The following is a 23,001-nucleotide window of genomic DNA, read 5'->3' on the forward strand; positions in this document are numbered from 1 at the left end:
CATTGCAAACACTGATTTTAGCGTATAATTTGAGTATCTTTGCACTTAGCCTTTACCCCTCTTCAAAGCAGTCATGGTAAGGGTTTCCTTGTTTTCGGAGATGTCTATTGGGCCACACATCAAGATGGTTACTTGACTTTTAGTTTCGAGGATCTACCACCTGACACCAGGCAATGGTTACAGATTCCACCCAAGAGTCAAGTTTTTTGCATGGCATTACGCATCAATCCCCAAGAGCCAGTAACTGATGTAGTAGTATTGGCCGATTATGGACAAAATCGGTGGTCAGAATCAACGTTAAGTGCCACAGTTACCTTTATTTTGCAGTTGGCTTGGTGGCAACATCAACAGCGAGTCATTGAAAAACTCGAAGCTAGCAAAGAAGAACTACAAAGACTCAATTGGTACAAACATCGCCGCTTGGAGGAAATCTACAGAATGGCGGCATTGTTAGTGAGCCAATTGCGGGATTTGGGTGTGCCGAGAAATGAACTCACCCAGATGCGTTATAAACTCTTAATGCGGCAGCTAGAATACACCACTAACTCCATGGTGGGTGTCATTAAATATGAACAATGGCAACTGTACATGACCTCAGAAACCATGTCAGTATCTAGTTTATGGAAGCGATCGCTAGAACGTGTTGATAACCTAGTCCAGCAGCGTCAACTGTGGATTGGGGTGCATGGTTTGGGACAAAGTAATGAGGATCGAGAATCACAGAAAACCTCTTCATCATCTACCAATTTTCTGATTGCTGCCAACAAATCCACCATGTCAATTAGTGGTGATATTCTGAAAATTGAACTAGTGATTTATGAACTTCTAATTGCAGCTTGTGAACGCTCTCCCATTGGTGACAAAATTGATATTTGGTGTCGTCCATTAGATGAAAGCAATCTGGAAATATTGATGACAGATAATGGTTCCATGGAGCCAGAGTTACTAGCTATCTTGAATCAAGAAGCTAGTAAATATAGCCTTTCTCTAAATAATCTCCAGCATAAACAAATAACACATCTACTGATTTGTCAACATATCATTCACCAATTGGGAGGACAATTACAAATATACAAACTAGATGATAATCGTCTTGTCAGTCGTTTAGTCTTACCTTTAAGTTTGCAAACCCAAAGTGGAGAATTAAACAGTTCACTGTCTATTTAACCCATAGTTTCACAACTCCAATAGGACTAAATATATGGGACGTTATCGTTCTAAATCTGACCTGCCTGAAAAAATTTGTCCGGTGTGTCAACGTCCCTTTGCATGGCGGAAGAAATGGGAAGACTGCTGGGATGAGGTGAAATATTGTTCAGAACGTTGTCGCCGTCGTCGTTCCCAGGCTAAGGGAGATGAATAAAGATAAAACAGGTGACAGTTGACAGGAAACAGGGCAAGATAACTGATTGTTAAGCTACACACACATAAAATAAATGGCATTACAAGTACAACCTAAACTAATTATTCATGGAGGCGCTGGTAGTTCTCTCCACAGTAAAGGCGGTATTCAAGCAGTACGCCAATCTTTATATACAGTTGTAGAGGAAGTCTATTCTCTGTTATTAACAGGTGCTAATGCCTCCACGGCCGTTGTTAAAGGTTGCCAAATGTTGGAAGATGACCCGCGATTCAATGCTGGCACTGGTTCGGTGCTGCAATCAGATGGTCAAATCCGCATGAGTGCTTCTTTAATGGATGGTAATATTGGCCGATTTAGTGGAGTTATTAACGTTTCGCGGGTGAAAAATCCCATAGAATTGGCACAATTTTTACAAGCTTCACCAGATCGAGTGTTATCTGATTATGGTGCAGCAGAGTTGGCTAGAGAGTTGCAAGTGCCTAGCTACAATGCTTTAACAGAATTGCGGTTACAGGAATGGATACAAGAAAGACAAGATAATTTTAAAAGCACTATGGCCGGAGTGGTAGCAGAACCAGAACTAGTAGAAACTAGTAATGCTGGTCGGGGAACTATCGGTGTAGTGGCTTTAGATGGTTACGGCAAATTAGCTGTTGCTACATCTACAGGTGGGAAAGGTTTTGAACGCATTGGTAGGGTGAGTGATTCGGCTACACCAGCCGGTAATTATGCCACCAAACAGGCAGGGGTTAGTTGTACTGGTATTGGTGAAGATATTTTGGATGAATGTTTAGCAGCCAAGATAGTGGTGCGGGTAACCGATGGGATGTCTTTAGCGGAGGCTATGCAGCGTTCCTTTGCCGAAGCAAACCAGAATCAACGGGATTTAGGAGCGATCGCCCTTGATGCCACTGGAGCGATATCATGGGGTAAAACCAGCCAAGTCTTACTCGCTGCCTACCATAACGGCACCACCATGGGCGACACTTTGGAATGGAATGATGGTGAATTAATCGGTTATTGTTAAGTTTGAGGGTGGGTGAGAAATGAGTATCACTCACCCTGCTGCCAATAACTGGAAATACAAGCAGAAATCACACCTGGAAATTTTTTGAATTTTTAATTGGTATCACATTTCTATCGGCTTAATTGTGATTGAAATCTAGGAATTTAAGCAAATGCCTTTTGTTTATCATCGCATTGTTCGTTTTCCTGATACAGATGCAGCCGGAGTTGTTTATTTTGCCAATGTTTTGAGTATTTGTCATGAAGCCTATGAAGCATCTTTAGGCGATATGGGCATAAATCTCAAAGAATTTTTTACCCACCCTGCTGTGGCATTTCCTATTGTTCATGCCAATGTCGATTTTCTCAGACCTATCTATTGTGGTGATCATTTAGCTGTGAGTTTAGCACCACAAAAAATCGGTTTAGAAAAGTTTGAAATTACCTATGAAATGAGGGTAAATGAAGTATTGGCAGCTAAAGCTATGACTCGCCATGTTTGTATTGATGCCAGTAGTAGAACTAAACAAGACTTACCAGAAGCAATAATTCATTGGTTAGACACTAAACGGAGAGATACAGAAGAAGCAGAACGGAGAAAATCAAGAGAAGAAATTGCCTAATTTAGGCAATATATTTTAATTTTCACTATTAGCAAGAAATTCTTGAGCAATTTGCTGGAGTTTTTGACGGTTAACTTTACCTTGAATATTTCTAGGTAAATTGGTAATAGGAATCCAATATTTAGGAACTTTAAATTTACTCAATTGATGTTGCAGATTTAGTTTAATCGCTTGGGGAGATATATCTGCATGATTGGGGATATATAGGGCTGTAACAGCTTGTCCCCATTCTTTATTAGGAATGCCAATCACGCACACATCTACAACTAAATTGGTTTTACGAATCGCTGCTTCAATTTCCATGGGATAAATATTTTCACCACCAGAAATAATTTTGTCGCTATTCCTACCTACGATGTGTAAATAGCCTGCGTGATCTAAAAAACCCAAATCATCCACAGCAAAACTGTCTTGATTTTCCCAACAATTAGGATAATAACCCAGCGTCAGTGAACTTGCTTGAATATGAATATTTCCTATTTGATTAGCCTTAGCAATATCACCATTTGGGTGACGAATTGTGATTTTAGCATGGGGTAAAACTTGACCACTATTAAATTGACCTGTGAGGAAATCATCAGGTTTGAGAGTCGCTATTTGCGAAGCTGTTTCCGTCATTCCATAGGTAGGTGCTAAACGAATTTGATGGAATCTAGCTTTTTCTAAAAGTTCTTCCCAAGCAGGTGCACCTCCTAGCATCACCATCTGAAATTGAGATAACCATTGAGTTAATTGGGGATTTCCAAAAAGACGTTGTAATTGTGTGGGCACTAAGGAAATATAGAAATTTTGGTAATTAATCTGAGGTATGTGACCAGCTTCTATTTCTTTAAATGGCGCTATCACAAGTTGTCCACCAGTGGTAAAAGAGCGCATAAACTGCATTAAACCACTGACATGATAAAGGGGTAGTACACAAAAAGAATTAACAGTTTGAATTTGAAAATATTCTGTAAATCCTTGTACGGAAGCAGTTAAAGTATCCCAGGTGTGAATAGCAAATTTAATATTACCTGAGGAACCACCTGTAGGAATCATAATTGAATTGGGAATTGGTGGATTAAAGGGAGTATTTTCTGATTTAATTTGCTCTATTTCAACTCCCAAAGCTATATTTGGTTGGAGTAAATTTGCCACCTGTGACCATTCTTGTATGCCCCAATCAGGATTACAAATAAAAACTGAAGATTTAGCAGCGCAAGCAGCAATAAAAGCAGCTAAAAACCGCACTGGATCTCTTTCAGCGATAATTATTTTAAGAGGTAAATCTTGATTATATTTTTTAAATTCTAAATATAATTTTTCTGTTAATTGAATTAGTTCTGCACTGTTTTTACAAATCAACCAGTCAGTATTTTTAATATGATTCAGATAATCTAGCAGTTGTGCCATAAGGTTTGCGGCCAGTTTTCTCCTGAACTAGTAAAAAATAAGTTAATTCCAAAACCAACAGCGCGATGATTTGCTGATAATTCTGTTGCTAATTGCAGTGATGAAACTCTACCAATTTCAGTTTCAAATACAGAGGAAAACACCGTATCAATTTGATATTTTTGGCAAATTTTTCTCAATTGAGATGGTGAACCAACTATTCCTGGTTTAATGACAAAAATACCTCGCCAACCTTGTTGATAACAAGTTTCGATTTGCCGTAAATTAGCTACAGATTCATCTAAAGCGATTGGGCAAGAATATAATTGACTCAATTTCTGCATTTCTGCAAATTTATCTACCGATAATGGTTGTTCAATAAATTCAATTTGTTGGATATTTTCGCATCTTTCTAACCAGCATTGAGACTCTGAATAACTCAATCCACCATTAGCATCTAAACGCAGTTTGGCTGTATTTGGTAACTCTTGTATGAGAGATGTAAAAACTTTCCATTCTGTTTCTAAATCACTCACACCAATTTTACATTTAAAGGTTCTATACCCTTGTGCCCATAAACTTTGCCATTGCTGTAAAGCTGTTTCTCCAGCCGGAAGTAACCCGCTATAGGTGAGATTTGGTTGGGTTGAGAAGTCATATTGTTGGATTAACCACTCTTGTGCTGACTCAAAACCGAATTGACAAGCTGGTAGTTCATCAGGAATAGTAAAAATTATCTCTTCGTTAATTTCTCTTGGTAATTGGTGACAAAAATCTAATGCCTGTTGTGTAGTTTCTGATCCAAACCAACTAATAGGAGAAATTTCTCCCCAGCCAACTTTTCCCTGTTGATTAATAAGGCGGATAATAATACTATGGCGAACATCCCAAACGCCATGATTAGTAATAACTGGACGAGTAAATTTTTGGCTAATGGGATGAAAAGAAAACTCATACATTGCCAATAAAAAATCCTACACCCAGGAATAAGCAACTCCAGAAATGTACAGCAACGGCGATAAATTTACAGTTACTTACTTTATCTGGTTGGTTATGGTTGGTGAGGACATGACGACATAATTTGATGGCAGAGGGTAAACTTAACCAACTAAGTAGAGTCCACATGGGAAAGTTACCCAAAATTACAAACAGTAAAGTCAGGGGATAAATACTAGCTGTAAACCAAACTAATAGTTTTGCGCCTTTATCTGTGCCTAAACGGACTATAGGCGATCGCTTGCCGGCGGCAATATCATCCTCAACTTGGTGGAAATGGGAACAAAATAAAATTAAACTGGTAGCAATGCCGAGGATTACACCTGCTGCTAAATTGGTCATAGACCAAGATTGAGTTTGGCTATAGTAGACTGCACCCATTCCCAAAGGCCCAAAGGCAAAAAAGCACAGAAATTCGCCCAAACCCTGGTATCCTAAACGAAAGGGAGGCCCTTGGTACATATAACCCAGCCCACAGCATAAGAGAATAATACCAATTACGGTGGGGTCTTGTTGCCAGAGAGCGATCGCTACTATCCCCAGCAACCCTAAACCCAAGCAGAAGTTCCCTAACCAAAACATCAATTGCTTATTACCAGTTAAATTCACCAAGGAATGATGTTTGTTTTTATCAATTCCTGTTTCTGAATCAAACACATCATTACTAATATTTTCCCAAGCCAATATAAAAATTGCTGCTGCCATGAAAACGCAAAATATTGGCACATTCAAAACTTTTGTCTCTGCAAACGCTACCGCCGAACCTACCCAAATTGGCATAATTGCCACACTGTACATTGGTGGTTTAATTGCCGCTAGCCACAACTTTTTATGATTAGGATTAACTAATGGTGTATCCATTCACAACCTTATGATTGACCAAAAAAGTAGTTCAGGAGTTACAGGAGTTACAAAAGATTGGTTTTCTAGGGAAAAACTCTTCTGCACTGGGTTTCTATCCTACCAGTCACTTCTGGTAGATATCTGTGAAGTTTTATAAAGTAGTATTTACTATCACTTTTTTTCCCTTCAGCAACCTGCTTTAAATAAATAATGGTAAGTATAAAAATATTACTAAACCATTACTAAACCTTTTCTATTTGCTCAAATAGTATTATTTTATACTTTTATTATATATTGAGCAATTGCTAGTTTGTGTTTATCTAAATGTTACTATTATTTTTAATTCTTTAAGCAAGAAACCCATGATTTTAGCATCAAAAGGTCTCAATAAAATTCAAATATGTAAAGATTTACAACAATTTCTTTTAGATTGCTACCAAATCAACTGCAAAAAAAATACTACACAAATTGTTAGTCTTTCCTTAGAAATTGACTATGTTGACCCTTTAGTTGTACTAGATAAAATTGCCAAACCGCAGGAAATCAACTTTTATTGGGAAAATCCTAGTCAAAACGAAGCAATTATTGCTATAGATTCTGTCACTAAATTAGAAGTTTCTGGCAAAGATCGTTTTAATCAAGCTGAGAAATTTGTCCAAGATTGTCTACATAATCTTGTGACCTTTCACAGCCATAGTAAAAGTTTTTCTCGTCCTCATTTTTTTTGTATATTTAGTTTTTTTGATAGAAATAATCAAGCAGATTACCCATTTCCAGCCGCTACAGTTTTTCTACCTCGCTGGCAAGTAGCAGTTAAAAATAAACGCTGTACTCTGGTGATGAACACACTCATTAATTGTAGCGTCAATATCCAGAGAATTTTAAGAGACTTAAAAAGTAAATTAGAAATTATTCAGTCTTTAGAAGATTATGCTCCTAATTTTGACAACTTAACCGAAAATTTTAGTAAAAAAAAGATTGCCAATCCCGATAAATTTAAGAATTCTGTATTATCTGCCTTAGCAACTATTCAAGAACAGCAATTAGTTAAAGTTGTTTTAGCAGATACCTTAGATGTCAAATCAAATCAACCTTTTAATTTGTCCAAATCTTTACATAATCTCCGTCGGCTACATCCTAACTGTTACGTATTTTCTATTAGTAATGGTCAAGGGCAGAACTTTATTGGTGCTAGTCCAGAAAGGTTAATTAGTATCAATCAACAAGAGTTAGTTACCGATGCTTTAGCAGGTTCTGCACCTAGAGGTAAAACATCCATCGAAGATGCAGCTAATGCCACTAATTTAGTCAATAATACGAAAGAGAAACACGAACATAAACTAGTCATTGATTTCATTACACAGCGTCTATCTCAACTAGGTTTATTCCCCCAAGTATTAGCCCCAAGATTGCGACAGTTATCGAATATTCAGCATTTATGGACACCTATTAGGGCTGTAGTTCCAGCTAATGTCCACCCTTTAAAGATAGTAGCCCAATTACACCCTACACCAGCAGTAGCTGGGGCAGCTAGAGACGTAGCTTGTGCTGAAATTCGTCGCTATGAAAGTTTTGAAAGAGGGTTATATGCTGCACCTTTAGGATGGGTTGATGCAGAGGGAAACTGTGAATTTATTGTGGGCATTCGTTCTGCCTTAATTGATGGCGATCGCGCTAGACTTTACGCAGGTGCTGGTATTGTCGCCGGTTCTGACCCTGACAAGGAATTTGCTGAGGTGCAGTTGAAATTACAGGCCTTACTAAAAGCCTTGGTTTAATATTTTTCTATCAGCATCTATGGATACTTATAAACAGCAAGTAATAGCATTTTATAATGCTAGAACGACTTATGATCATGAAGAAGGCACCCAGCATCCACGGGAAGCCAGTTTATTACTGGAATATGTACCTGTTCAACCAGGACAACAAATTTTAGATATTGCTACTGGCACGGGTTTATTAGCCATTCCCGCAGCTTTGCAAGTTGGTTCAGCAGGTCATGTGATTGGTGTAGATATGTCTCCAGGAATGCTACATCAAGCTAGAGAAAAAATAGCAGCAGCTAATTTACAAAATATAGAATTAATTGCAGCAGATATAGAAGAAATAAATTTTAGTGAAGGCAGTTTTGATGTCATTTTTTGCTGTTCGGCTATTGTTTTACTGACAGATATTCCTGGCATTTTCCGCAAGTGCTATAAATATCTCAAACCTGGAGGATTTATTGCTTTTACTTGCCCTCCTGAGACTGCTTATTTAGCATCTGTTTACACAACTATTACTGCTCAAGTTTTTGGGTTTTCATTACCACATATTCTGTCCACACTGGGCACTCCTGAAAAGTGCCGTGATTTGCTACATCAAGCAGATTTTAGAGAGATTGAAGTTACTGTTGAACCACGAGGAAGATATCGAAAGTTAGAGAATAATCAATTATCTTGGAATTCAATTAACTTAGGCTTCAAAGGTAATTCATTATTGCCCCATCCGTCACCAGAAAAGTTGGCAGAATTACAACTTGCATATACATCAGAACTAGAAAAATTAGCAACTGATCAAGGCGTTTGGGAAGATACTACAACTTTCTTTGTTCGGGCTAGAAAATTGTAATCAAAAATCGTAATTGTAGATTTGAAGATAACCCACAAAATCATAGCCATTGGTGCGTTAAGCATGGCTATAACGACTGGAGTGGCAAGGCTAAAATATGGCATCATATGTAGGTTGGGTTAAGCGCAGCGCAACCCAACTCAGATATTACTGTTGGGTTTCCTTTCGTCAACCCAACCTACATTTTTTTGCATCATTTTAGTCTAGACACACCGCTACAATTGAAGATTTTTATAAAGTATCTACTTAGGAATTATCCAACCTTAAATCAAATCTTTATGAGTAAATGACTTTGCATTTGCCCCTGTGTAGGTACTAACAATATGACCATCACCAGTCATTTGATATTTGTACGTCACCAAACCTTCTAAACCCACAGGCCCCCGTGGTGGCATTTGTTGGGTGCTAATACCGACTTCTGCACCAAAACCATAACGGAAACCATCAGCAAATCGGGTAGAACAGTTGTGATAAACTCCTGCTGCATTGACTAAGGCTTGAAAAGTAGCTGCGGCTTGTAAATCTTCTGTAATAATTGCTTCGGTGTGACGGGAACCAAACGTGTGAATATGTGATATTGCCTCATCTAATGAGTCTACTATCTTCACAGATAAAATCAAATCACTATATTCTGTTTCCCAATCTGTAGGTGTGGCACTAGAAATATGATTTAAAATTTTTAATGTACGCTCGTCACCACGCAATTCTACATGATTTGCCTGTAAAGATGCAGCGACTTGGGGTAAAAATTCAGCCGCGATATTGCTGTGGACTAATAAAGTTTCAATGGCATTACAAGCAGCAGGATATTGAGTTTTGGCATCAACAGTAATCTGAATTGCTTTTTCAATATCAGCAGCTTGGTCTACATATAAATGACAAATACCATCAGCATGACCAAGGACAGGAATACGAGTATTTTCTTGCACAAACCTGACAAAAGAATTGGAACCTCTGGGAATAATTAAATCTACGTATTTATCTAAATGTAAAAGTTCTAAAATTTCTTCTCTAGTTGTTAATAATTGGACTGCATCAGGGTGAACAGAGGTTTGAGATAAGCCTTGTTTAATAGCTTTAACTATCGCTTCACAGGAACGTAAAGCCTCCTTACCACCTTTGAGAATGACCCCGTTACCTGATTTAATTGCTAAAGACACAATTTGGATTGCGGCCTCTGGTCTGGCTTCAAAAATAATCCCCAATACACCTAAAGGACAAGTAATCCGCTTGAGAATTAAACCATTGTCAATTTCTCGATGAATTTGCACTTGTCCCACAGGATCAGCTAGTTTAGCAACATCACGCACACCAACGATCGCGTCCCGTAACTTATGTTCATCTAGCTGTAAACGTTTATAAAGGGGTTTGGCGATTCCTTCGGCTAATGCTGCTTCACAATCCGCAATATTTCCTTGTAAAATTTCCTCTTTAGCTGATTCTAAGGCTTGAGCGATCGCTTCGAGAGCTTGATTTTTTGCTTCTGTAGACAAGACACCCAGTTGACTCGCTGCTGCACGGGTTTGTTGGGCAATTTTTGTGAGGGGAACAGTAGCTTGTATAGTCGTCATCTTCAAAAATATATTTACACTATGATCAAAATCTTAACGGTTAGAGGTGACAAGTCTCATTCCCTCAACCGCTTCCCCCGAATGGGTGAACCAACTGGGTAGTTAAATAGTAATCTCATTGGGTGAAGTGTGGTAGGAGACAAAAGCATTATTCTGTAAATATCAAAGATGAACCCACAGAAAAACCTAAATAAGCCATACAAACCGAATAAATATTACCAAGGTTAGCATCCCAGAGATATTTATGCGTCCAAATCGGCTAGAGAGACAAAAGCCATGTTGTTTCTCTAGTCTTTTGCTTTGTATATTTGTCTATTTGCGTCTGGACGTGGGGCTAATTTACCTTGGCATCTCACATCAGTAAATTTTCGATAATTTAATTTTCATTACTACTGAAAATTACCATACTCATCTAGAAGTTCACCTTGGTATCATAATTTCTTATGGTCTAATTAAATATTAGGTATATACCAAGCAACTCTCTATGAAGCGTGCGATCGCTAGAATATTTCACTCAGTTATCGATTTATTTCGTCATCGATATAAAAGCAAGTATCATATCTTACCCTTCGTTACTTTAGGGTTAATCACCGCATTTCTCTTCATTTTGCCCCATCCTGGACAGGCCCAAACACCACCAGCCAGCAAACCATTAATAGTCGCCACAAGGGAAATAGAACCCTTTGTCTTTAGTAGCAAAGGACAACTCACAGGATTTAGTATTGATTTGTGGCGGGGTATCGCTCAAGAAATGGGTGTCAAATCCGAGTTTGTTGAGTATGGCAATGTAGCAGAATTACTCTCTGCCCTCAAATCTGGTAAAGCAGATTTAGGTATTGCTGCCATTTCCATTACATCAGAACGACAGGAGAATTTTGATTTTTCCTTACCCATGTTTGGTGCGGGACTGCAAATTTTAGTACGTAACCCAGGGGCTAACAATAGTGCTGTTCCCAACCTCTTACAAACATTTTTTTCTCCTGGTCTGCTTCAAGTCATTGGTATCGCTTTAATCTTAGTTGTGATTGCCGCCCATATCCTCTGGTTTTCTGAACGTGATCACGAAGAAGGCATGATTCCCAAATCATACTTTCCTGGTATCTTCAAAGCTGGTTGGTGGGCTGCGGCGACATTAGCTACCCAAGCCGACGAAATGCCCAAAGGCCCAATAGGCAGAATCATAGCCGTTATTTGGATGTTTATTGGCGTTCTCTTTGTCGCTTACTTCACTGCCAGTGCCACCACAGCTTTAACGGTGCAACAACTTCAAGGAGATATTAAAAGTATAGATGACCTACCTGGTAGAGTGGTTGCTACTACGGCTGGAAGTACAGCCTCTAAATACCTCCAAGAATTGAAGATTTCCATATCTGAGTTCCCCAAAATTGAACAAGCCTATGAAGCTTTGCAGAAGAAAAAAGCTGACGCAGTAGTTTTTGACGCGCCTGTACTTCTTTATTACGCTGCTAATCAAGGGAAAGGCAAAGTAGAAGTGGTGGGTAGTATTTTTCGGGAAGAAAATTACGGCATTGCCCTACCTAACAATAGCCCCTACCGAAAACCCATCAATAGTGCTTTGCTGACCCTGAAAGAGAATGGCATTTATCAATCTCTATATGAGAAATGGTTCGGTGTGAAACAATCTTAAATTTTGCCAAAAAATCAGCCTTCCCTGACTAAACAGGGAGACAGTGAAATATATTTGCAATTTTGCGATTTTGCAATTTTTGCTCATTCACCTTTGGCAAGTTGGGCTTTCGCCTGCTGCCAAAGTGCATCTAACTCTTCCAAGCTATAGTCTGACAGGGGGCGGTCAACAACTGCCTCCATTTTTTCTATTCTTTGTATCAGGCGCTGATTAGTGCCTTGTAAACCAGCACTTGGATCTATATTATACCATCGGCCAATTTGAACGATCGCAAATAACAAGTCTCCTAACTCTGCTTGTTGACGTTCTGGTGTTTCTTCCGCTAAGGCATGTTTTAACTCTGCCAACTCCTCATCAACTTTTGCCCACACTTCATTCACATTTTCCCACTCAAAGCCAGATATAGCAGCCTTTTGAGAAATCTTCATCGCCCCAGCTAAAGGTGGTAATGTGCGTTGATAACTGCGGAGTTTTTTACTGAGTGTTTGTTTCTCCTCACCCTTTTCTTCAGCTTTAATACTTTCCCAATTTTGCTTAATTTCATCCATGCTATTCACCGTCACATCACCAAACACATGGGGATGACGACGAATCAATTTTTTCGCAATTCCTTGGGCAACTTCTTTTAAGGTAAAATGCCCGGCTTCACTGGCAATTTGGGCTTGTAAGACTACTTGTAATAATAAATCTCCTAACTCTTCGGCGATCGCTTCTTGATTGCCCCTTTGAATTGCGTCTACCACTTCGTAAGCTTCTTCAATCACATAGGGGGTCAAGGATTGGGGTGTTTGTTCCAAATCCCAAGGACAACCACCATCAGGCGATCGCAATTTCGCCACTACTTCAATTAATTCCTGCAACGCTGCTAAAGCCTGATTATCTGACATATTTCCTTTAACCTCTGGGTTTTTCGGTGTTCTTAGATCGCCTTTTCACCCGACGATTAGTGACTTTACGTTTCTTAATTTTGCCACTAGGCAGTAGACCTTGTATCCCTTGCTTTTGCATTCGTTTGTAAGCAGAACCACCCCAATCACTGAGGGAATGACTCATAGCCCCCAATTCCAACCCGACAAACAGGGCGAAAAATTCACCATAATAACGAAAAAGCGATCGCCCCAAACTCCCACCCACATCTTGCCAAGTCCAAGCCACATTTCCCAACTTGGTCACAATCACAAAGGCCACAAGCAAAAATATGCCCAAAGCCGTGGTCAAATAAACTACCCGCAACGTCGTGCCAATAATCGGCCCATGAGATAAAAACGAACGGTGACGAAGGCTTTTTTGATAAGGTAGCCACAACCAGCGCAAATAACCCCAACGCTGAAATTGCCGTGAATATATATCTAAATCTGGGCCAAACATCAGCCCACCAAACATAAACCCACCAGCCACCAACAAAGTCACATTACTACTACGAGTGGAAAATAACGTTAAACCCGCCACAAATGGCAAAGACCACAAAGTAATGCGATCGTGCGTCTGACCAGAGGGCATATGGAGAAAATAAAAACCAAAAGTGCAAAATTGAATCCTGAGACAGTATAGCCCAATACCCTATGAAATCAGATTTTTTCTTTGCCCCCAGCGATGCCAAAAAAATTTTTTCCAAAATACTTGCAAAATTTTAAAAGGCTATGCTATATTAATTAAGGTGAAACACGCGGGCGGTTAGCTCAGTTGGTAGAGCGCCTGCCTTACAAGCAGGATGTCATCAGTTCGAGTCTGGTACTGCCCATCATTGAAATCCCCTGAGTTCAGGGGATTTTTTATTTATACTGTAAATTACCCATAACTTTGCCACTACCAGGTTATCCCAAGTTATACTGGAAGCCCTCGATTCTCATGCTGTCCTTGATGAGAAAGACAGGACTCGAACCATTAGGCACGCAATAGCTTAGTATTTGGATTTACCAGAAGATTCGGTTGAAGATAGAGTGAACTTACTGGAACAGGATATAGAGCAGTTACGTGAACAAGCTCAACTTACAGAGAAGAGAACTGATTTACTAGAAATGAAGCTTAACGAGTTGAATCACGTAGTAACATTATTTATAGGACTGCAACAGAAATAAGATTTTATGATTACTTTTAACAAAGTCACAGTTATTTGGAGCGAAAAGTATATGATCTTGTGAACAATTTAAATATTAAAAATCACTAGTAGTGTCTAATAATTTTAATAAAGGTCGAACGCTGAGATAAAATTTCTATTTTTTAGTAAATAAAAAGCGAGTTATTTAAAAATGACTCGCTTTTCATAAGTTTAACATCAAAGTAGCATCTTATTCCAAATGTTTGATTTGCCTATCTACTAGCTTCTGTAGTTGTTGTGCAATATCTACTCTATGACAACGACATGAGTTTTTTTCAGCGCATAACAGTAGAATAGTGCCGATTTTAGCGATTTCTGATACTTCTTGTAGTGCAACAGTTGCTTCTTGGTAATTAGGAGGAATCCAATTGCTATTACCCGATGTGTTACCTAAAGAAACTTTAGAGATGTAGTTGATATTTTTTGTGGAACAAAACTCCTCTATTATTTCTCCGTACCATTTGCGGCTCCAAGCACGAGGATTTAATCTAACATCAACAACACAAATGACCTGGAAACTTTTTAAATATGAAAAAAAATCATCGTAATTATTTCTATTCCCATAGCCAAATGTTAGGATGAATTTGTCAGAATAATCATTTTTATCGCTGTGTTCAGTATTAAGCATTTTTATTCTTAAAAAAGACTGAGCTGTTCATGTTCTACTTGTTTATATTTTACTATAGGTGGATACACAAGACCAATAATCATAAAGCTATTGGAATGATTTTTCAAATTACCAATTATAAAATATAAATCTTTCTCATACATGAAGCTATCTTCTAATTTCTGTCTCACTTTTTCCAAGGCATCTTTTTCTCGTGATTCTAAGTCTGGAAATTGTGATTTATTTCTACAGTTTCTATACAACTGCATGATTTCCCAATCACTTATACTATATTCATGTTTAATTCCATCACAATCTGTGAATTTATAACCAAATTTGTAAGGAATTTTCTCAAGTTTAGACATTGGATTAGATGGTTCCAATAATTCGAACAAATCAAGCTGATCTTGTACGGTTTGCTGTTTAGGATTCCAGTCACGTTCTGTAGGCTTACTGAAATATTTCTCTATACTCAAAGGCTTTATCAGCCCTAAAGATTTCTTTTGTTCTTGGATATCTCGAGTTGACCTAAATTGAAAAGGCAAGATAAACTTTTTGATGTCTGACCAATTATTTGCAGTGCTTACTTTTCTAATAATCTCAATTGAAGTGTCTACTAGCCGAAAGCTTTCTGGTCTATAATCTTTTTCATTTTTTTCAATTTTAGCACTAATAATACTCCATCTGGGATAGCGTTTATCAATTTCTAGTTCTCGAAATCGGATTGGATAAATACGAATCCATTGCAAAGGATTTTCATCATCATCTAATAAAATTCCTGCTGTACATACAGTCTCTTTATATTTAATGCTTATTGAAGGATAAGTTTTTGTGGCTATTAATATTTTTCTCCGTTCCATAGACGTTATCTTTACTAAGTTAGATTTTGAGCCAAGGACTATTTATAACTGCTACGAGCTTGAGTAACTAGACTTCCTTTTATAACCCAAACCTTTTTAAAAATACTATATTTAGTGTGTCTTTCGATACTAGTGTATGACAATTATAGAGGTAATTTAGTTCTAAATATACCCAAAGACAGTAATTTAGTTCAAAAGTTTGGCCATAGGAAGATGAAAAAATGACGCTACAATGATGATTCATCAATATTTTTGATAGCCAGCTATGCTACCAGTTATCTATAGTGAGGAATTTCTGGAACACTTGACGGGAAATTATCATCCAGAAAAACCAGAACGGTTGACAGCTATAGTTAAAGCTTTGCAAGCAGCAAGTTTTGCTGACCAAATTGAATGGATATTACCCACACCAGTGGTAGCTAAACCACAACTGAAGTCTTATTTGGAAACTGCCCATAGTTCTAAATATATTCAAAAAGTAGAAGCGATCGCTTCTCAAGGTGGAGGTTACTTAGATGGAGACACTCCCATTTCTCCCCGTAGCTATGATGTGGCCTTATTGGCGGTGAGTGCTTGGTTAGATGGTGTAGATTTAGTCTTAGCCAGGGAAAATCCCGCCTTTGTCCTAGCGCGGCCACCGGGACACCATGCAACAAATCAGACAGGTATGGGCTTTTGTTTATTTTCCAACGCAGCGATCGCTTGTTTTTATGCTTTGCAACAGCCAGGAATTAACCGTGTAGCAGTCCTTGACTGGGACGTACATCACGGTAACGGTACTCAGTCTTTAGTGGAAACTTCCCCAGAAATAGCCTATTGTTCTCTCCATCAATTCCCCTGTTATCCCGGTACTGGGAAAGCCTCGGAGAGGGGATTATATAAAAATGTCCTTAATTTACCTCTTCCCCCTGGAAGTGATATTAAAGTCTATCAACCGCTTTGGGAAAATAAAATAATACCTTTTTTAAAAAATTTTCAGCCAGATTTACTAATAGTCAGTGCTGGTTATGATGCCTTAGCCGATGACCCATTAGCTAGTATGTATTTGCAACCAGAAGATTTTGGTTTATTTACTGAATATTGTTTAAGTGTGACGAGAAAAATACTTTTGGGATTAGAAGGTGGGTACGATTTATCCAGCCTTTCTCAAGCTGTTTTACAAACAGTAGAACGATGTGTAGAAGTTTCTTAATTGTGAATATTAAACATAATCTTGATGAAATTTTCGCACACCATGCAGATAAGTTTTTCAGCAAACCCTAATTACAGTTGCGATCGCATCTAGTAAGCGTAGCGGTTCAATGGGTTTGGCTAAATGTCCTTGAAATCCCGCAGCTAGAATTTGACGTTGATTATTTTCGCCAGCATAGGCTGTCAGGGCAATGGCCGGAACATCCCGATTGAATCGTGGTGACAGTGCCCGTACTTGCCGAATAAAGTGATATCCGTCCATTTCTGGCATTCCAATATCGCTGATCAGTAAGTCAAATTGGTCTTGGATCAGTAGGGGTAATGCCTGAAGAGGAGACGCAACCAGGCTGACCTTTGCACCTTCTTGCTCTAGTATCACCTTCACCAATTCTAGGGAATCTGTCTCATCATCCACTACCATCACTCGTCGATTTTCTAAATTCAAGGTTGGATAGCTGCACACATCAGGAGCATGGGAATTGCCCACAGGCATCAACGGTAACTGCACTGTAAAAGTTGCCCCCTGTCCTTCCCCAGAACTGGCAGCAGTGATAGTCCCACCGTGGGCTTCTACCACTTGACTAGTGATGGCCAATCCTAAGCCTAATCCCCCAAAGGCACGGGTAGTAGAACTATCCTGTTGCTGAAATAATTCAAACACATGGGGTAAAAATTCGCGGTGAATGCCTTTACCATTATCACTCACCTGAATTTGAGCATAGCCATCTACCTTGGTGAGTTCTATCCTCACCCTTCCCCCTGTGGAGTTGAATTTAATGGCATTCGATAGTAAATTCCAGACCACCTGCTGCAACCGGCTGGCATCTCCTCTGACCTTGCCTACAGATGAATTTAGTGATACCTCTAGCTGAATCTCTTTGGCTTCTGCGGCTAACCGAACTGTTTCTAAGGCTGCTGTAATTGGCTCAACTAAATTGATGGCTGTAAAACTGAGGGAAAGTTTGCCACGAATGATGCGGGAGATATCCAACAAATCATCAATCAGTTGTACCTGTTGCTGGGCGTTACGTTCAATGGTTTGTAAACCATGCTTAACTTTATCAGCACTGATCGCTGGTGATTGCAGTAATTTGGCCCATCCCAAAATGGGATTGAGAGGTGTTCGCAGTTCATGGGAGAGAATGGCCAAAAATTCATCTTTCATCCGGTTGGCGCGTTCTGCTGCTTCTCTAGCTGCTTGCTCTTGCTGGAGTAGCTTTTCCCGTTGGGATTCAACTTGTTTTTGCTCTGTAATATTCAATACGGTGCCACTAAAGCGCAATGGTTTGCCGTTGGTGTCATAGTAAGCTTGACCTTTAGCCCGCAACCAGCGTTCTCTTTTATCTTCTATCCCAATGGTGCGATACTCGGTGTCATAAGCACCCCCTGATGCTGGGTCAAGGGCATGTTCCAGAATTTTTTGGAGGCGATCGCGATCATCGGGATGTAGACCTGCATAAAATACATCTAGGTTAATTTCCGCCTCAGGTGACAGACCAAACATGGCCTTGCAACCACTATCCCAGATTAATTCCCCTGTAGTTAGATGCCAATCCCAGGTTCCTAATTGAGCAGAAGCGATCGCCATTCGCAACCGGTCTTCACTTTCCCGTAATGCTTCCTCTGCTTGTTTGCGCTCGGTAATCTCTTCACAAACGGTGTTGATACCAATCACGCGATCGCCATTTTTTAATGGTAAAAAGCTTTCTAACCAAACACGCTCTACTCCTGGTTGGGCTGGTGTTTCACCGCGAATTTCCACATTGAGTAGCGGTTCTCCCGTTGTAAAAATAGCATATAGCAAATCTTCAGCGGTATCTGCAATGTTAGGTAATAACTCTCGGATTGTTCGTCCAATATGTGCCTCTGGGGAAAATCCATTAATCTCTGCTAACCGTTGATTAATTCGCACAAAGCGCAGTTCTGGGTCAAGAACATTTAAACCAATGGGGGCAGACTGATAGATAGTTTCAATTTCTGTCAGTTGCCGTTGCAAGGTGGCCCGACTTGCTTCTAATTCCGTTGTCAACCGCTGGCGTTCTGTAACATCCGCAGTCATGCCAATGAGTCGGGTTAACTGTCCCTGTTGGTTAAACAGTGCCTTGGCGCTTTCCTCTAGAATCACGATTTGACCGTCTGGACGGAGGACTCGATAGGTAGTTTTGTAGGTGCTATTGTCTGGGGTTAGTGCCTGTAAAATGGACACAAAGTGATCGCGATCGTCAGGATGGATACGTTGAAAAAAATCTCTGCCTGTGTCCTGTTCTGCTACTGTGGAACTTAACCCCAAAATAACACCACATTGGGGTGATCGCTTGACAATATCGGTGTTTGGCTCCCAATCAAAGGTAAATATCCGTGCCACTTCCATGGCCAACTGGTTACGCTCTTCGCTTTCCCGGAGTGCAGCATTGACCATTTCTAATTGCCTAGTCCGTTCAGCTACACGCTGTTCCAGTTCTTTGTTAGCCCGTTGTAAAGCTGCTTCTGTCTCTTTTTGCTGGGTCATGTCACGGGCAACGCAGTACATCACTTCCTGATCAAGTTGCGGTGATGCTGTCCATGATAACCATCGGTAGTGGCCATCCTGCGTCCGATAACGATTCTCAAAATTGAGGGTTGGTACTCCATGTTTTAACTTCTCCATTTCTGCTAAGGTGGTGCAGTGGTCATCTGGATGGACAAAGTTTAGGAAAGGACTGGCTAATAATTCTGCTTCTGAGTAGCCCAAGATTTGGGTAAAAACAGGGTTAATCCGCTTAAAGTAGCCATCTAAACCAATTACCGACAGCAGGTCGAGCGATCGCTCAAAGAAAAAAACTGCTTCGGATAAAATAAATTCATTCACAGATGGGGCCACAGACTCTTCAGAAGACATAAAAGAATTACAAAGCTGATAACGGGAAATTATCACTCAGCAAGGGCAACCAGTAGGAGTGGATTAGCACCCAGGCAACTACAACTATTTCACCATTTGCACATCAGAGGACAATTAGCAAGTCTGACTGTAGCATCAATAAGAATTAGAGCAGACAGTTAATTTAGAGTAAGTAATATTAGTAGCGACAAAAGAAGTTTAATGTTTTTACATTTTATCTAACTACAGCAATTTACAATTTTTTATTCCACATTATAGCAATTTATTCATAAGTTCACTTCCTCCATTTCTTTCTCATACCGTTTCTTTGTGTGAATGCATATATCTACCCCCGGCTTTACCGTCCTCCCTTAGCAAGGAGTACAAGGGGTATTATGTGCATCTTTAGAAAAAATTGGTATCAGGTGAAAATTTCGGCGATTAGTATGATGATCACTTTCAATTAACTAGGCAAATTAGTCGGCAATTCTACAATGAATTCAGTTCCTTTACCTGGTGCTGATTTTACTTGAATAGTGCCATGATGCTTTTCCACAATTTGATAACTAATGGCTAGTCCTAAACCTGTACCTTGATTTACAGGTTTTGTGGTGAAAAAGGGGTCAAATATTTTATTCTGAATTTCTTCACTAATACCAGGGCCATTATCTTGGATTATTACTTTTATTTTCTGGTTATCTGCTATTTCTGTGTGAATGACAATTTGTTTGGGCATGGATTCTGTTTGCTCTAACAATGCGTCTATAGCATTGCTGAGAATATTCATAAACACTTGGTTTAGTTGGGCCGGATAACATTCAACTAATGGTAATTCACCATATTTTTTAATAATTTCTATGCCTTGCTTAAGGCGATTATTCAAAATTACTAATGTGCTATCAATGCCTTCATGAATATCAACTGCTTTCTTGGCTGCTTGATCTAGACGTGAGAAATTACGCAAAGAAACAACTATATCCCGAATGCGTTCTGTTCCCATTTTCATGGAAGAGAGAATTTTTGGCAGGTCATCAGTGATGAATTCTAAATTGATTTCTTCGATAAAATCTTTAATTTTAGGATTGTTTTGATTACATTCTTGTTGATAAATTTCGATTAAATCCAGTAGGGAGTGCATATAATTATGGAGATGAGCAAAGTTCCCATGAATAAAGTTGACTGGGTTATTAATTTCATGGGCTAATCCCGCTACCATTCGACCCAAACTAGACATTTTTTCTGTTTGGATTAATTGCACTTGTGTGGTTTGTAGTTGCTTTAAAGTGTTTTCTAATTGTTTTGCTTGTAACTGGGCTGTTGCCTTAGCGGCTGAAAGTGCTTTGAGGTTATTATAGGCTTTGGAATGGTAGCGAATACGCGCAATTAATTCAACTACATCGGGTAATTTAATTAAATAATCATTGGCACCTGCGGCAAAAGCATCGGCCTTCAATTGGGGTTCTTCTTTACTAGACAGCATGACTATGGGGATGTCACAGGTCGCTGGATGGGAACGAAACCAGCGGAGAAGCATTAACCCATCAATATCGGGCATCACCATATCTAATAGAATGACCGTAGGGGCTATAGCGATCGCTTTTTGGATGGCTTGAGCAGGGTCATCTATATAGTAAAAAGAAATATCGGGTTCTTTACTCAGTAATCTGCAAACTGCTTCACCAATGATTAACTGGTCATCAATTAATAAAACTGTGACTAGATCAGTATTTAAATGAATATTAGAGGATTTGTTTTGGTTACTGCTGTTTTGGCTCAATCTGCTAAATGTATTTGTTAGCGGTGGAGCTTGCATAATGTCCTGACCAGTGGAGATCATTTTTTAGCTCCTCCTGATGTTGATATTTTTTTAAAACAAAATCATATTTTTTGTCTATGGATATCATAACTAAAATTTAACATTTTCACAATATTTTGCTAGTAATTTGTAACCTAAATTGAATTGCTTGATTTCCAGAGAAACAGCCGATTTTTTAATAGATTGATTTCCGTAAATATGAGGTTTTTTTCTAGTTAAAAGAGGGAGGAAAAGAGATTATTCAGTAGATTTACTCGCTCAAAGGAGAGAAGTATGGCTACGGCACGCCGCACGAACAGGAGTCAGTAGGGGCGGGTTTACAGATATCATCGACTATGAACGAGAATTTTGGTTAACCCGCCCGTACAGGAGTATGCCTACGGCGCGCTATGACCATGGCACACTACGTGAACGTGAACAATAGTTTAAAAATGCAAGAATTCAGCAGCAATGGCATTAATTATTCTGTAACTTCTGCAACTTCTGAACTCCTGAACTTCTGTCTTCTTCTGCAAAACTCTACAAATTGTGCAAATATTTCCCACAGGCTGAAGCGATCGCATCTACAGGTAAAATCTCTACAGCCGCCCCCAATTCCACTGCGGCTTTGGGCATACCATAAACTACACAGGTTTTACTATCTTGGGCGATGGTGTACCAACCTTTATCACGTAACTGTTTTAAGCCTTGGGCCCCATCTCTGCCCATTCCTGTGAGAATGATACCAATTCCTTTTCCATGCCAATACTTGGCCACGCTTTGAAAGAAAACATCAACTGATGGGTGATAAAAACCATTGAGTGGTTCTTGTTGATAGTCCAAAGTTTGACGGGCATTCATGACCAAATGGTAATTTGTCCCAGCCACTAATACTTTACCTGGTGTGGGTGATAAGCCTGGTGTGGCTAGTTGCACTGACATGGGAACTTGTCCATCTAACCAGGTAGCTAAACCTTGAGCAAATTGGGCATCAATATGTTGGACTATAACTACGGCCGCGTTGAAGTTGTGGGGAAATTGGGCCAGAATGCTAACTAAGGCTTGGGGCCCACCAGTGGAAGCACCAATGACAATTAAGGATGGTTGTGGCTGGGGATTGGTGGGGGGTTGGTGGGTTGTGGAAAGTGATGAACGTTGTAGGGAAGATTTACCAATTAATCGGGCAATATTGGCAATTTTATTTAATAATCTGGTGCTACTTTCTGTTTGTTGACCCAAGCCGATGGAGGGAGTATTCACGGCATCCAAAGCACCATAACCCATAGCTTCAAAAACTTTGGCGGCATAGCGGTTAACGCTGGCTGTCACCATGAGGATGGCACAGGGGGATTGCATCATGATTTGTCTTGTGGCTTCCACCCCGTCCATGCTGGGCATAACTACATCCATCAGAATTAAGTCAGGGGTATCCTGGCCGCTTTTGGTGATGGCTTCGAGTCCATCGTAAGCTACCCATGCCAATTGGTAGCCTGGGACTTGGGAAATAATCCGGCGCAGAGCTTCTACGGCAATAATAGTATCGTTAACAATGGCAATTCTCAC

General features: G+C 39.5%; 20 protein-coding genes and 1 tRNA gene. 10 read left to right on the top strand and 11 right to left on the bottom strand.

The window, feature by feature from the left end; translation table 11 throughout:
* Positions 1 to 210 precede the first annotated feature (210 nt).
* The 4 genes from H6G73_RS22005 to H6G73_RS22020 all read left to right on the top strand — a co-directional run bounded on the left by H6G73_RS22005 (position 211) and on the right by H6G73_RS22020 (position 2,991).
* Positions 211 to 1,167 (top strand): ATP-binding protein, encoded by a 957-nt coding sequence (locus H6G73_RS22005; protein ID WP_190608345.1) that lies wholly within the window; start codon positions 211 to 213, stop codon positions 1,165 to 1,167.
* A gap of 34 nt (positions 1,168 to 1,201) precedes the next feature.
* Positions 1,202 to 1,363, top strand: a complete 162-nt coding sequence (locus H6G73_RS22010; RefSeq protein ID WP_190608347.1) for a DUF2256 domain-containing protein — start codon at positions 1,202 to 1,204, stop codon at positions 1,361 to 1,363.
* A gap of 73 nt (positions 1,364 to 1,436) precedes the next feature.
* On the top strand, positions 1,437 to 2,390 hold the full coding sequence (locus tag H6G73_RS22015) for an isoaspartyl peptidase/L-asparaginase (RefSeq protein WP_190608349.1): 954 nt from the start codon (positions 1,437 to 1,439) through the stop codon (positions 2,388 to 2,390).
* A 151-nt stretch (positions 2,391 to 2,541) separates the two neighbouring features.
* Positions 2,542 to 2,991, top strand: coding sequence for an acyl-CoA thioesterase (locus tag H6G73_RS22020; RefSeq protein ID WP_190608351.1), 450 nt, complete (start codon positions 2,542 to 2,544; stop codon positions 2,989 to 2,991).
* 15 nt (positions 2,992 to 3,006) lie between these two features.
* Here H6G73_RS22020 and H6G73_RS22025 read toward each other — a convergent pair whose 3' ends face one another.
* The 3 genes from H6G73_RS22025 to menA are packed head-to-tail and all read right to left on the bottom strand — an operon-like array spanning position 3,007 to position 6,219.
* Positions 3,007 to 4,383 carry a 2-succinylbenzoate--CoA ligase gene (locus H6G73_RS22025; RefSeq protein WP_190608353.1) on the bottom strand — a complete coding sequence of 459 codons (1,377 nt, stop codon included), beginning with the start codon at positions 4,381 to 4,383 and terminating at the stop codon, positions 3,007 to 3,009.
* On the bottom strand, positions 4,368 to 5,321 hold the full coding sequence (locus H6G73_RS22030; protein WP_190608355.1) for an o-succinylbenzoate synthase: 954 nt from the start codon (positions 5,319 to 5,321) through the stop codon (positions 4,368 to 4,370). Before H6G73_RS22030 ends, H6G73_RS22025 begins: the two co-directional genes overlap by 16 nt.
* A complete protein-coding gene (gene menA, locus H6G73_RS22035; RefSeq protein ID WP_190608356.1) occupies positions 5,314 to 6,219 on the bottom strand; it encodes a 2-carboxy-1,4-naphthoquinone phytyltransferase in 906 nt (301 codons plus the stop codon). The genes H6G73_RS22030 and menA overlap by 8 nt, the downstream gene beginning before the upstream one ends.
* 344 nt (positions 6,220 to 6,563) lie before the next feature.
* On the opposite strand from menA, the gene H6G73_RS22040 reads away from it, so the two are divergent.
* Both H6G73_RS22040 and H6G73_RS22045 read left to right on the top strand, forming a co-directional pair.
* Complete coding sequence (locus H6G73_RS22040; protein WP_190608358.1) at positions 6,564 to 7,979, top strand: isochorismate synthase; 1,416 nt, start codon at positions 6,564 to 6,566, stop codon at positions 7,977 to 7,979.
* Positions 7,980 to 7,998: 19 nt separating this feature from the next.
* On the top strand, positions 7,999 to 8,811 hold the full coding sequence (locus H6G73_RS22045; RefSeq protein WP_190608360.1) for a class I SAM-dependent methyltransferase: 813 nt from the start codon (positions 7,999 to 8,001) through the stop codon (positions 8,809 to 8,811).
* A gap of 263 nt (positions 8,812 to 9,074) precedes the next feature.
* Here H6G73_RS22045 and H6G73_RS22050 read toward each other — a convergent pair whose 3' ends face one another.
* A complete protein-coding gene (locus tag H6G73_RS22050; RefSeq protein WP_190608361.1) occupies positions 9,075 to 10,382 on the bottom strand; it encodes a glutamate-5-semialdehyde dehydrogenase in 1,308 nt (435 codons plus the stop codon).
* Between the two features lie 484 nt (positions 10,383 to 10,866).
* Here H6G73_RS22050 and H6G73_RS22055 point away from each other — a divergent pair, with 484 nt between their 5' ends.
* Positions 10,867 to 12,030, top strand: coding sequence for a transporter substrate-binding domain-containing protein (locus H6G73_RS22055; protein WP_190608363.1), 1,164 nt, complete (start codon positions 10,867 to 10,869; stop codon positions 12,028 to 12,030).
* 83 nt (positions 12,031 to 12,113) lie between these two features.
* On the opposite strand, the gene mazG is transcribed toward H6G73_RS22055, so the two are convergent.
* On the bottom strand, positions 12,114 to 12,917 hold the full coding sequence (gene mazG, locus H6G73_RS22060; RefSeq protein ID WP_190608365.1) for a nucleoside triphosphate pyrophosphohydrolase: 804 nt from the start codon (positions 12,915 to 12,917) through the stop codon (positions 12,114 to 12,116).
* 7 nt (positions 12,918 to 12,924) lie between these two features.
* A complete protein-coding gene (locus tag H6G73_RS22065) occupies positions 12,925 to 13,530 on the bottom strand; it encodes a metal-binding protein (RefSeq protein WP_190608367.1) in 606 nt (201 codons plus the stop codon).
* A gap of 168 nt (positions 13,531 to 13,698) precedes the next feature.
* Here H6G73_RS22065 and H6G73_RS22070 point away from each other — a divergent pair.
* Positions 13,699 to 13,771 (top strand) — tRNA-Val (locus H6G73_RS22070).
* A 166-nt stretch (positions 13,772 to 13,937) separates the two neighbouring features.
* The gene (locus tag H6G73_RS22075) at positions 13,938 to 14,108 is read left to right on the top strand and encodes a hypothetical protein (protein WP_190608368.1); all 171 of its coding nucleotides are present in this window, start codon (positions 13,938 to 13,940) and stop codon (positions 14,106 to 14,108) included.
* 210 nt (positions 14,109 to 14,318) lie between these two features.
* Here H6G73_RS22075 and H6G73_RS22080 read toward each other — a convergent pair whose 3' ends face one another.
* Positions 14,319 to 14,756 carry a DUF488 domain-containing protein gene (locus tag H6G73_RS22080; protein WP_190608370.1) on the bottom strand — a complete coding sequence of 146 codons (438 nt, stop codon included), beginning with the start codon at positions 14,754 to 14,756 and terminating at the stop codon, positions 14,319 to 14,321.
* Positions 14,757 to 14,764: 8 nt separating this feature from the next.
* Positions 14,765 to 15,595 (bottom strand): hypothetical protein, encoded by an 831-nt coding sequence (locus H6G73_RS22085; RefSeq protein ID WP_190608372.1) that lies wholly within the window; start codon positions 15,593 to 15,595, stop codon positions 14,765 to 14,767.
* Positions 15,596 to 15,860: 265 nt separating this feature from the next.
* Here H6G73_RS22085 and H6G73_RS22090 point away from each other — a divergent pair, with 265 nt between their 5' ends.
* Complete coding sequence (locus H6G73_RS22090; protein ID WP_190608374.1) at positions 15,861 to 16,787, top strand: histone deacetylase family protein; 927 nt, start codon at positions 15,861 to 15,863, stop codon at positions 16,785 to 16,787.
* A gap of 57 nt (positions 16,788 to 16,844) precedes the next feature.
* On the opposite strand, the gene H6G73_RS22095 is transcribed toward H6G73_RS22090, so the two are convergent.
* From H6G73_RS22095 to cheB, 3 genes are all read right to left on the bottom strand, one after another.
* Positions 16,845 to 19,664: a PAS domain-containing hybrid sensor histidine kinase/response regulator gene (locus H6G73_RS22095; RefSeq protein ID WP_190608376.1), complete on the bottom strand. Its 2,820-nt coding sequence runs from the start codon at positions 19,662 to 19,664 to the stop codon at positions 16,845 to 16,847.
* Positions 19,665 to 20,106: 442 nt separating this feature from the next.
* Positions 20,107 to 21,480 (bottom strand): ATP-binding protein, encoded by a 1,374-nt coding sequence (locus tag H6G73_RS22100; protein ID WP_242034276.1) that lies wholly within the window; start codon positions 21,478 to 21,480, stop codon positions 20,107 to 20,109.
* A gap of 498 nt (positions 21,481 to 21,978) precedes the next feature.
* Positions 21,979 to 23,001 carry a chemotaxis response regulator protein-glutamate methylesterase gene (cheB, locus tag H6G73_RS22105; protein WP_190608379.1) on the bottom strand — a complete coding sequence of 341 codons (1,023 nt, stop codon included), beginning with the start codon at positions 22,999 to 23,001 and terminating at the stop codon, positions 21,979 to 21,981.

Source organism: Richelia sinica FACHB-800 (assembly GCF_014698825.1).
Classification (GTDB): domain Bacteria; phylum Cyanobacteriota; class Cyanobacteriia; order Cyanobacteriales; family Nostocaceae; genus FACHB-800.